The organism is Olivibacter sp. CPCC 100613 (genome assembly GCF_036959255.1).
Classification (GTDB): domain Bacteria; phylum Bacteroidota; class Bacteroidia; order Sphingobacteriales; family Sphingobacteriaceae; genus Olivibacter.
This window is the reverse complement of sequence record NZ_JAWMTI010000001.1, coordinates 633,303-646,027: the sequence shown is the minus strand read 5'-3', so window position 1 is coordinate 646,027 and position 12,725 is coordinate 633,303. Positions and strand designations below refer to the sequence as shown.

Below are 12,725 nucleotides of genomic sequence, written 5' to 3'. Positions count from 1 at the left end.
ATTGGATAGACAGTAAATTTGTCCAACGGAGTTTTATTTAAATCATCACTGCTGTCTGGAAAAATAAAAAGGAGCAGAAGAGTACAAAAGTGGTTAGCTATGTATATGCAAGGGATTCAAGCTTGGTTAGAAAGAATATGTCTCGATATCAAAAAACCAGGGGGTGCTCAACTTTTTGTTGCACCGGTTAGCGGAAGCCTGGATCAGAACGTTGATTTTGTACCCTATAGAATGACTTATCCGGTTGAAGAGCAAACAAGGAATGCTGTTAACTATAGAGACGCTGTCTCGAAAATAGCAAGAGGTGTTGGATTCGAAGGGTGCGAAACAATGGTGGATGCCTTAGAGGTGCATTCATTATCAATAAAAAAGCCAGCGGGATTTTCTTATTTGAAGAAAATCCCGCTGGCTTTTTTATCATCAACTTTTAATTGGTTTTACGAATCCAAAGAAGTGGTTTCTTGGTTGTAAGTGGCTGTCTGTGTGCTGTAAAGTGTGATTATTATAGTTTTTGCTTTAATATATTAATCTTTTGTTTGATTAAATTAAAATATGATTTTATTTTTTTTTATCTGAATGATTAGTCTATCTTTACAATAAAATCGGATACAATTATGAAACAATATTTACCAATTATCCTATCCTTAGCATTGATTTTTTCGTGTTCTAAGAAAGATGCTGTTGAAAAAGGCAATGAGTTAACTCAAGACAAGACTATTACTTTTGATCAGGCCATGAGTATGATAAAAAGTGGGGCAAATACGGAGGCTTTGAATGTTGCTCTTTCGGCCATGCCCAATATGAAAACAACAACTATAGATTTTCAATCTCTTCAGGGTTATGATGCTTGTGCTACTTCGGAAAAGACCGTTAATGATATTATATTCAAATCTACTCAAGGGTTCTCAAAGCTTCGTGTAAATAATTATAATACTAAAACTCTTTACATTTTAAGCCTGTCTACATCACATGCTTATTCTGAATCCGCACCTGGGAGTTACGGCAGCGGTATGTCAATTAAGTATCCTTTTAAGCAAGGATCGATATATAAAATAAAAACCACTTTTGGTGGAACAGATTATGAATGGGGGCAAACTAAAGATATTAGAAGATATCCAACTTTGCAGGCGAGGCTAACCAATAACCCAACTACTACGTCGATTTGTGCAAATTCGGCTCCAATTAATTTGACAGGTTCATCCGAGCCGACACAGGTTTTTCCTGCTATAGCTAAGGACGCTGCAAAGGCAGTGGAATTATTATTTACTGCTGATAAATGTTATGATTATCTTTGGCTAAGCGCTCTTCCAAATACTTCTGGAAAGTCAAACTCCACAGCGGAACTATGGAATAATATTGTTATTGAAGAGCAAAATCAATTTGCTGTTGCTGGTCCAGATAATCTAGATGTCAACGAACAGCAGACATATTCAGTTGAAGCTTTTTCTCTACCAATTAATTCCAGCTTCACTTGGTCTGTATCTGGTAATCTTCAGATAGTGGGTTCTAACCTTGGGCCAACTGTAATCATTAAATCGACCGCGACAGGGGGTGGAACAATTTATGTTTCAATAAACGGTTGTACCAATATAATATCAAAAACTCTCTCCACAGGTCCCCGGCCTGTAACGTCTTTCAACTTTTCAAAGAACGGGCATGGAGTAATATTGGTTACCACAAGTGGACAGGGCACAGTACCGACAGGAACTAAATATAAATGGTATTTGAATAATAACCTCGTTGCGACAGAAACTTTCGGAAGACGAGGTTTTACTATAAATTGCGGTGCGACAGCAAAAATAGGCGTTGAAGTTGTATATCCGTATGGTACTTCGGCGCGATATACGGAATCATATACCAATATTTGTGATGAGCTTTAATTTCCGAGATGTTTTTGAGTTTTTCCTCCATGAATGACGGGAGGAAAAACTTTTACCAAAAACCTACGCACGTAGCAATATAACGAAGATTTGCTAGTGATTATTTCTGATTATATTCTCCTCAAGATCAATATTTCAGTACGTATCACATGTTACACCATGATTTGTACGTTTTTTTGCGAGTTGATTCTGATAATTTTTTTTGGGGGGGTATTGTTACAATTCTTATCTTATTTTAATATGATTTTTTTTGATAAATAGGCTTTTTTTGAAGGTAGCCATCGTTTTTTGTTTTAAATCAATAAAATTTTTCAGTTAGACCTTGCAAAAAAAACGTTAAATGTTAGTTTTGCTGTGAATTAGGTATTAATTAAAGGGTAGATAATTTAGCTAAAGCAAATTTGAAGAAAGTTTACTAAAATCAACTGTATTTCTCTGGGTATTTTACGTTTTCGTTCGCTCTTACGTGGATGTATGAACTTTTTTGCATGCAGAGCTTTGTCTTCCCCCCGTTTACTTGGTTATAAAAAAGTATTCTATGCCGAATAGGATAAAATATCAGCTTGGAACCTTTGTACTGGTTATCAAACCGGGCGAGTGAGACGTATTTGGAGATAAGTCCACAAACAGTCTTCTATATTTAATCAATCAATCAATTTAATTTTTTAACCAAACATCAAACACATGAAACAAAAACTACTTGGTTTCGTTCTGCTGTGCCTGGGACTGATTCAGATCGTCTATGCGCAGGAACGAAGAATTAGCGGTAAAATAACGGAGACAGACGGCAGGGGATTGCCCGGTGTATCCATTGTGATCTCAGGGACATCCAACGGAACGCAAAGTGATGGACAAGGAAATTATTCGATTGCGGTACCAGCTGATGCACGAACCCTAACGTTTAGCTATATCGGCTTCAGATCGATTACCGAATCCATTAATGGACGAAATGTAATTAATGTTGTATTGTCTTCGGATGCATCGGAGCTTTCCGAGGTAATTGTAACGGGGTATGGGACACAAAAAAGGCAAGAGTTTACCGGTTCTGCGGCCTCTGTACGAGGCGACGTCATTAAATCAATGCCGATACAAAGTTTTGGACAAGGTTTAACAGGACAAGCTACGGGGGTTAATATCGTACAACCGAATGGTTTGCTAAATAATCCACCAGTGATTCGTGTTCGTGGTTTGAGCTCTTTATCACTCAGTTCCTTTCCTTTAGTCGTGGTGGACGGTATTCCAATTACAACAGATAATGCTACACAATTTGAAGGTACAAATTTAAACGCAGCCGCAAATAATCCGTTGGGAGATATTAATCCGGCGGATATTGAGTCGATGGATATCTTGAAGGACGCCGCTTCGGCAGCCATTTACGGATCAAGAGCGGCAGCAGGTGTGTTAGTCATTACCACTAAGAAAGGAAAAGAAGGAAAAACAAGTGTGACTTATGATGGCTGGGTAGGCAATACAAAGGCCGTTCGACTCCAAGAAGTATTGAATGCCGAGCAATATGTAACACATAAAAATGCAGCGCTAGCGAACGCTTTGGCAATTAATCCCAATGCGGTTCCTCCAGCGCAAAGAGACGATGAAGGTCGAGGCTTTTTCTTGCAGTACAATGATGACGGATCGGTTGTCGATACCCGTTGGTATGATGAAGTTTATCGATCGGCTTGGCAGCAAAATCATAATTTGACTATTTCCGGAGGAACAGAAAAAACGAAGTATTATTTTTCCGCAGGACTTTCTGATCAGGATGGATTTTTGAAGGGCAATGATTTTAAACGGAAAACGGGCAGGATGAATATTGATCATCAAGCAACGAATTGGTTAAATTTAAGGGCTAACGTAAATTACACGAATACGCAAAATAATGCACCCAATTCGGGCTCTATTGATGGTGGTGCCTATGCTTCATCTGGCTTAGGGCGTATAGCAATGGCGCAAATGCCAAACGTCCGTCCATTTAATCCAGATGGTAGCTACAATATTGAAGGGAATGCCATTGGTCGCGGTGCCAACTTAATTCCTGCGCAATATGCTAACCCGTATCCTTTGATTGAATTAGATAAAAACGCGTCAGAAACAAATCGTTTATTAGCCAATCTTGGAGCCCGTATTAAGCTAGCTGAAGGATTGAACCTCCAAACAACATTCTCATGGGATTTACGTAACATCGAGAATCAACGATTTTGGAATCCTGTTCAAGGTGATGGATGGGGAAGTACAGGACAGGCCTTTAACAATCAGATTCGTTCTGAAAACTGGAATTGGGTAAATACCTTAACATACGATAAAACGTTCAATGGAGTCCATAACTTGAGCTTGCTAGTCGGATCAGATGCTCAAAAACGTTCAGATCGTGCTTGGGGTGGGCAGCGTTCTAATTTAGCAGATCCTTTTTATGACCAGTACCAAGGTAGTTTTTTAGTGAATACTTCCGGTGGCAATTGGGTGAACGAAGTTGCCTACGAGGCCTATCTGGGAAGTGTGAGTTACAATTATGATAACAAATATTACATAAGCGGAAATTTTCGAAGAGATGGAAATTCTGCCCTATCCCCTGATAATAGATGGGGTAGTTTTGGAGGAGTTTCTGTGGGTTACACGATTTCCAATGAAGAGTTTTTTAAGACTTCGAACCTAGCTAACACCATTTCTAATTTCCGGTTGAAGGGAAGTTGGGGTAGAGTTGGTAATGGCAATTTAAATAATTTATATGGTGCGTATAACTTATACCAGACGGGTATATATGGGGGCGTATCGCGTAATTATTATATTCAGGCAGGAAATAATGATTTAAAATGGGAAACCAGTACACAGCTCAATATAGGGCTGGATGTAGGTTTCTTCAATAATCGATTAAACTTGGAAGCCAATTACTATAACAAGGATATTGACAATATGATATTGGCCGTACCCCAATCGCCGTCTAAAGGTATTCCTGCTCCGGCGACGATTGATGAAAATACAATATTGTTAAATGTGGGATCCATGTATAACAGAGGGTTTGAATTTAATATTAATGCAACCCCCATTGATAAAGGGGACTTCACTTGGACGACCAGTTTAAATTTCTCAACCCTGAAAAATCGCGTCACTAGTTTAGTGGATGAAACCACGCCATTACTTGCGTATACTTCGGGCCTTGAATTAACCAGCATTACACGAGTAGGGTACGCTGCGGCCAGCATTTACGGTGTGAAATCGGCCGGTGTAAACCCCGAGAATGGTCGCCGGATTTTTGAAACAAGGGATGGTGTGCAAGTTCAATATTTACATGGTGGAGAACAATTTGTAGATGGCAATGGCAATACCTTTAGAACATCGTATACTTATTTAGACGGTACGCCGGCGACTGGTGTTAACATCGCTAATGAGCAGCAAATATTAGGAAATACGATACCTACTTGGTTTGGTGGCTTTAACAATAACTTTCGCTATAAAGCTTTTGATTTAGGATTGATATTTACCTTTTCGGGCGGTAACTACATTTATAATGGAACGAGAGCAGGTTTATTAGACCAACGCGTTTGGAATAACTCTACTGAGATTTTGGATGCTTGGTCACCTGAAAATACAGGGAGCAAAATTCCTCGGCCGGTATATGGGGATAATGTTTCCAACGGTTCCTCTTTCCTGATTTCGGACAATGTTGAAAAGGGTGATTTCTTACGACTTCAAAATGTGAGCTTAGGGTACAGTTTACCAAAGCATCTTTTTGGAAATAGCGGGATACAGTCCGTGCGTGTTTATGGCTCTGCACAAAATCTATTTATCGTTACGGGTTATCGTGGTGTAGATCCCGAAATATCAAGTAATGGTAACCAAAATCTTTCTTCGGGTATTGAACGTAATTCAATACCTCAGGCCAGAACATTTACCATGGGGCTAACAGTAGGGTTCTAAGTAGAATTAATAAGTGAAATAAAATGAAATCGATACATAAAAATAAAGCGAAAGAATTGCTGAAAATTTCTTTGTTAGCTTTCGTACTAACAACCACAGCAACGAGCTGCAGTAAGGATTTTTTAAACCTTCGTCCTGAACTAAGTATTCCGGAAGATAATATGTTTGACACGCCTGAGCGTATTTTAACCCACGTCAATGGCTTATACGCTTCGGCAAAAGATGGAAGATTAATGGCGGGGCGCTACTATATTTATAATGACATAAGAGCGGAAGAATTTGTAAACCGTACTACGAATGGTGTAACGGGACTTGCGGTTTATAATCATACCAATGACGCAGCGACCACACAGGTAAACAATTTTTGGATTCAAGCCTACATGACCATTAATCGGATTAATAAATTCTTAGAAGATTTTGATAAATATCCCGGGGTGGTTAGTACAGAATTGGAGGCTAATTATCGAGGAGAAGCGAAGTTTGTTCGGGCTTGGATGTACTATGCCTTAGTTCATATGTTTGCTACCCCCTATGCGCAAGACAACGGAGCTTCACCTGGTTTACCCTTACGTCTGAAAGCGGAAACAAATACGGAGAACAATTCATTTCCGAGGAGCACGGTTTCGGAAGTATATGCACAGATCCTTACGGATTTGGATGAAGCGGAAACCTCTTTACCAGCGGACTACAGCAACGCTAACTTGCGAACTACAAGGGCACACAAGAATACCGCGATTGCATTAAAAACGAGGGTTTATTTAGCCATGGGTAATTTTGCGAAAGTGATTGAAGAAGCGAATAAAATCGTTTCGCCATCAGCTCCTTTTAGTGCTCCGACTGGTGTACCGCATGCGTTACAGGCAAACATACAGTCTGTTTTTATTACCCCCTATACCACCACGGAAAATATTCTATCAATGCCTTTTGCTGATACAAACGCACCGGGCACGCAAAACCAAATAGGATACTACTATAATACCGGGAATGGAAATGTGGAGTATTATCTAAATACCAGTACAGGTAGCGATGTAATCACCGGGATTTATACAGATCCACAATGGCATGAAGGAGATTCCCGGAAGACTTTGCTGACAGCTGATTATACAACTGGAGGAAGCACGGTGCGTATTTTAACAAAATGGGCGGGTGTTTCTCCTTTCATTGATTGGGTCCCCGTGATTCGGTACGCAGAGGTATTACTCAATCTGGCAGAAGCGGAAGCAGAAGCAGGTGATCAGACAAGAGCATTGGCCTTGGCAAATGCCGTACATACGCGCTCAGATGCCAATAATCCACTTACCAGTTCAAGTAAAACGGATCTTATCGAAAAAATTCTGAAAGAGCGTCGTATTGAGCTGCTTGGCGAAGGTTTTAGAGCACCTGATATTATGAGAAGAAGTGAAACGATTCTTTCTTATGGTGCTGGAGGTGAAATCAGCCCATCTTCTTCCTCCTATATATTCCCTATTCCGGTAGGAGAACAACAGACGAATCCAGGGCTTTAATAGAGATTTGATTTCCATAAAAACCGTCAAATAAGCGAAGGACGGTTTTTATGGAAAACGTGTTATAAATCTTAAAAACATAAACTTATAAAATACTCAACCCAGATTTTATATAGATTTGTTTGGATTTTAAAAACATTAACACTGTAAGCCGTGAAATTGTAGATAAGTTACCGATCTCTATCATATAAAAGTGTATACGCAAAAGAATACTTTTTTGAATCTAAATGAATAATTATTAATATAACCTAAGTATTATGAAAAAAATTTATGTTAGTTTAATAGTAAGTTCGATTTGTTTTGGCTGTACAAAGGAAAAATCAATTCCAGAAGGACCTAATGTTGAAACCCAAACAACTCTAGCTCGTCATTTATCCCCACTGGGAATAGTTTCGCCAACACTGGATTGGGAAAGTATTGACTTAATGCCTATGCCTTCAGGTAGCTATAATGTCGTAGTGCCTTGGGGATCAGCGGCTAGCAGACAAATGCCAGAGGAATTTGTCCATGATTATAAAAAGGTCGATGGTTGGGAGCTGGTTTATAATACATTCACTTCGTCAACGATTCATGATCACCTGTTCTTTGTGCTGTATAACAAGTATAGAGGAATAATACGGATGTATTACTATGTAAAGCCAGGCAACTATATTTTTTCGACAAATATTGTACATACACTAATGGGACAGGGTACGTATTCCGCAAACTCTCCCATTTTAAATTTTACAGAGCCTGGAATGATCGATATAAGTGAAAATAAACTTCAGACGTCTACTTTGGAAAACTTTCAAGTAGCGCCGGGGACATGGTATGCTTTTCAATATGAATTAGCCTATGACGAAAATCTTGTCAATCAAAATTATCAAAACTTCAGTTTTTTATGGCCAATAAAATCTAATAAAATACAGCAAGTGAGCGTTAACGGCACTATTCAAGGAACTTTGACAAACAGTCTTTCTGTTTCAAATGTAAATCTAACCACAACGCCGAATTTTTCTGGTAATGCTAACATACCAATTTATTCAAGTTACGGAGCGTCATCAACACCTGGGTCGTCTCCTTCTATAGTGAAAACAATACTTGACGCTTTAGGGGGTGTTGTAAAGGACTTGCTAGGGGGGCTGTTTGGTAAGAAGAGTGGAGGAGCTGAGGTTGTGCAGTATGCAATTAACGCAAATGTAAATCTGACTGGTCAAATTACTTCTGATTTTTTAGTTGGATCGCTTGGATTGGCCGTTCCTGGTTACGATCAATCACAAACCACAGGACTTTTGCCGATATATAATGAGCGATTGGGTGTTTTTTATTTATCCGATAAACCAATAATAAACGAGACAACTCAGATTCACAGTATTTATGATCAGAATGGAATGGAGATAGATCAGAGATATGTTTATCATTATCAAGCGGTCGATAATTCTTATCAAATGGTTTTCAATCCAGCGGTATTAGCAGTTGCAAACATCGAAAACCTAACTAAACGCGTTATTACAACAGATGGAGGGAATCTATTATCGGGAACAAGAGAAACTATAGGTGTAACGGGGGTGGCGACCCAATATGAAGGTTCACCAACCAATGTCATTGGTTTACGTATATCATTTGATGTGGTTCCCAAAAATGGCAGCCCTCGTGTGAAAATCGTAAAATCGTTTAAAACAAACATTTCTTATAGTACAGAGTATCTAAACTAATTATCGTCATCTAAACCAGAACTAAATGTTTTAAGTAAAGTGTAAACCAATATCGTTTTATATCATTGAATTATTTGGATATTGAAGAATGCTCAATGTATTCTTGAAGGAAAACTTTATGGCCTGGTATGTTAATGGATGAAATCTAATCTAAGATTTTGAAATTAATTGATAACTTTAGAAAGTCGCTCTTAGTCGGTCGACTTTTTATTTTAACAACATTGCGTATTCCTGAACTACAATTCCCACGTCTTGTTACAAAAAAGATATAACCATAACCAGAAAAATCTTGTTTACTTCATAATAGACGAAAGTTTGACTGCTCTTTTCTAATACGAATAAAAAAAAACTTGCAAAATATCTCCAAAATCTTAGTTTTGTTTAGTAATTGTCAATTTTTTATTAGTAATAACCCTAACATTTTTGGCGTATTGAGATAGATTTACTTTCATCTTTTAGGTATTAGTGCATTAAATAATGAATTCCAGAGCGCTTTGATTGGCCTGATCCTACATCTATTTTTCTCGATTTTTGCTAATATACAGGGACTGAGTTGTTATGGTAAATAATATAGAATATTTATTTTTCAGCTTATCTATGCTTGCGATAAAGTTAATGCATATGTCTGGATAAAAAACCTGAGGAATGAACACTCATTAGGTTTTTGTTGCTGAATATAAGTGCATTATTTTATATTTTTTAATCAATTTAATTTTTAACCAAAAAATCAAACACATGAAACAAAAACTACTAAGTTTCCTTTTGTTGTGCACAGTCCTTATAGGGGCAGTGTATGCGCAGGAGAGAAGAGTCAGCGGTAAAGTAACTGACGAGAAAGGAGAGCCGCTTCCGGGAGTGTCGGTAGTTGTCAGCGGTTCCACCATTGGAACCCAGACAGGCAATGACGGTACATTCTCTTTGTCAGTTCCAACTGGTGCTGTAAGTTTAACTTTTAGCTACATTGGTTATAAAACATTAGTACAAAGTTTAAGCGCAGGAAACAACTTGGACGTAACGTTGGGAATTAATGCTTCTGAATTATCGGAAGTCGTGGTTGTTGGTTATGGACAACAAAGTCGAGCATTAAGCACACAAACGGTAGCGTCTGTTAGTTCGGAGTCGTTTAAAAATGTTCCGATTCAAACTCCTCAGCAAATCCTACAAGGTCAAGCAGCTGGTGTTAATATGGTGAACTCATCAGGTGTTTTAGGATCTGAGGCTCAGATCACTATTAGAGGGGGGTCTTCTTTAAGCGCTGGTGGACGTCCGTTGTATGTAATTGATGGTGTGCCTTTAAATTCAGCTGGAGCACAATATACACAAACGCAGGGAGGCGCTTCCGCACTTAATCCACTGCTTAATATTAATCCAAATGACATTGAAAGTATGACCGTTCTAAAAGATGCTTCTGCTGTAGCCATTTACGGTTCAAGAGGTTCAAATGGTGTGATACTTATTACTACTAAAAAGGGGTCAGGACAAGGCAAAACGAAAATCAATGCGGATTACTTCACTGGGTTCTCTAAACCTACGTCTTTAGAACCAATGATGAATGCAGATCAATGGCGTCAATTTAGAACAGAATACTTAACCGCTAATAATGCACCAGTTCCGCAATTTCCAACTACTAGTTATGACTGGATCGACAATGTTGTTAGAACGGGCCATGTTAATACAGCGAATCTAAGTGCCACAGGTGGAAGTGAAAAGACAACTTTTTTTGTGGGAGGAACATATTCTGCTGAAAGTGGCTACACAATAGGAAATCAGATGGACCGTTTATCTGGGCGTATTAATCTAAACCACAAAGTTTCAGACAAAGTGAACTTTGGGGTGAATTATAACCTTTCTCACGTTGATATGGATAGAATTGGTGCAGAAAATAACACGTATGCACCCCTTACGTCTGCCTATCTACAGTTACCATATATTACGCCTTACGGACCTGACGGAAAATTTCAAAATACTGGCTTTATTGCCAATGTAATTGCTATTGAACAGACTGGGATAAACAAAAATTGGTCTGACAGAAGTACAGGCAATGCCTACGCAGAATTGGAGATCATAGAAGGGTTGAAACTGAAAACTGATTGGGGAATCGATAATTATAAGATCGACGAAAAATATAGAGAAGCAGACTTACTTACGCCTGGTGGTTATGGATATCGTACTAACTATACCGATAACAAATGGTTAACTACTAATACACTTAATTATAATAAAACATTTGATGGCAAACATAATATCGGCGCTTTGCTAGGATATAGTTTTGAAAAGGCGACATTGACCCAAATCTTTGTGGAAGGAACAGGATACGCAAGCGATGGATTGCCCAATGTTGGGTCTGCCTCAAATCCAGTTTCTGCCTCTGAAGAAATTTTCGACTGGGCACTCGAATCCCAATTCGCTCGTGTAAACTATAGCTTTGATGACAGGTATCTATTTGAAGGATCTTTCCGGCGTGACGGCTCTTCTCGCTTTGGACCAAACAAAAAATATGGAAATTTCTATGCGTTCTCGGGCGGTTGGATTATCTCTAACGAAGGCTTTTTCAATAAGGACAATAATATTGCTCAGTTTCTAAAGCTGACAGCTAGTTATGGAACAGCTGGAAATGATAATATAGGGTACTATGATTACTTAGGTACATTTTTAGCAGGTACCGATGCTAATAGCCAGATTGTCAATTATAATGGTGAATCCGGGTTAGTTCCAAGTAGGGTTGCAAATCCCAATCTAAGTTGGGAAGAGACTGCTCAGTTCGATGTTGGGTTGAGTGGTAGATTCTTCAACGCGATTGATATTCAGATGAATTTTTATAATAAGACTTCACGAGATCTATTGCTAAATGTTCCACTACCGTTTACGACTGGATTTGCTAGCGCCTCCCAAAATGTCGGTAAACTAAGAAATAGAGGTTTCGAATTTAGTATTAATTCTGAAAATATAAGTCGTGAACATTTTTCGTGGAGAACCTCTTTCAATATTGGCTTCAATAAAAATACGGTTTTGGAACTACCGGAAAATAGAGATGAAGATGGAAGGAACTTTTTAGGGACGGGTGAACAGAGAGCAATCGTGGGACATTCTAAAAACACCTTTTATTTGATACGCTATAATGGGATCAATCCTGAAACTGGTGATGCAGAATGGCTGTCAAAGGACGGCACACCTACTACATCGCCAACAGCCGCTGATCGAGTGATTGTTGGTAAAGCGGATCCAACGTTTCAGGGGGGGATTACAAATACATTTACCTTCAAGGGATTTGATTTAACTGCATTTTTCAATTTTACTCAAGGCAACGATGTCTATATCGATGGTTTAGAATTTACTGATAATTTTGGGTCGGGATCTTATAATAAAAGCGTGAAGCTTTTAGATTATTGGAGGCAACCAGGTGATCGGGCCTTTGCTCCTGCCTTGAATAGTGATACAAGGACCACTTATCATCAACCGTCAACGAAACAACTAATGGATGGATCTTATCTAAGATTGAAGACATTAACCATTGGATATAATTTACCAAGTAGCTTTCTAACAAAAACAAAAATATTTTCAAGTGCGAGAATATATTTTCTTGGTCAGAATCTGTGGACTGTTAAGAGTAAAGATTTTAGGGGCGATCCTGAAATTTCAGCCAATGGGGCAAGTAATTTGACAATCGGCCAAAGTTTCTTCGCATTACCACAGGCAAAGTCATACACACTCGGAGTTAACCTTACACTTTAAAA

6 protein-coding genes are annotated in these 12,725 nt (G+C 38.6%); all 6 read left to right on the top strand.

Features of this window, described 5'->3' with window-relative positions; genetic code table 11:
• Positions 1-99 precede the first annotated feature (99 nt).
• The 6 genes from RYH73_RS02495 (at position 100) to RYH73_RS02470 (ending at position 12,723) form a co-directional block, all read left to right on the top strand.
• A complete protein-coding gene (locus RYH73_RS02495) occupies positions 100-471 on the top strand; it encodes a hypothetical protein (protein ID WP_442946052.1) in 372 nt (123 codons plus the stop codon).
• Positions 472-614: 143 nt separating this feature from the next.
• Positions 615-1,880, top strand: coding sequence for a hypothetical protein (locus RYH73_RS02490; protein ID WP_335311677.1), 1,266 nt, complete (start codon positions 615-617; stop codon positions 1,878-1,880).
• A gap of 684 nt (positions 1,881-2,564) precedes the next feature.
• Entirely contained in the window at positions 2,565-5,792 is a 3,228-nt protein-coding gene (locus RYH73_RS02485; protein ID WP_335311676.1) for a SusC/RagA family TonB-linked outer membrane protein, read from the top strand.
• A gap of 23 nt (positions 5,793-5,815) precedes the next feature.
• On the top strand, positions 5,816-7,297 hold the full coding sequence (locus RYH73_RS02480) for a RagB/SusD family nutrient uptake outer membrane protein (protein WP_335311675.1): 1,482 nt from the start codon (positions 5,816-5,818) through the stop codon (positions 7,295-7,297).
• A gap of 257 nt (positions 7,298-7,554) precedes the next feature.
• Positions 7,555-8,991 carry a hypothetical protein gene (locus tag RYH73_RS02475; RefSeq protein ID WP_335311674.1) on the top strand — a complete coding sequence of 479 codons (1,437 nt, stop codon included), beginning with the start codon at positions 7,555-7,557 and terminating at the stop codon, positions 8,989-8,991.
• Between the two features lie 735 nt (positions 8,992-9,726).
• Complete coding sequence (locus RYH73_RS02470; RefSeq protein ID WP_335311673.1) at positions 9,727-12,723, top strand: SusC/RagA family TonB-linked outer membrane protein; 2,997 nt, start codon at positions 9,727-9,729, stop codon at positions 12,721-12,723.
• Positions 12,724-12,725: the final 2 nt, after the last annotated feature.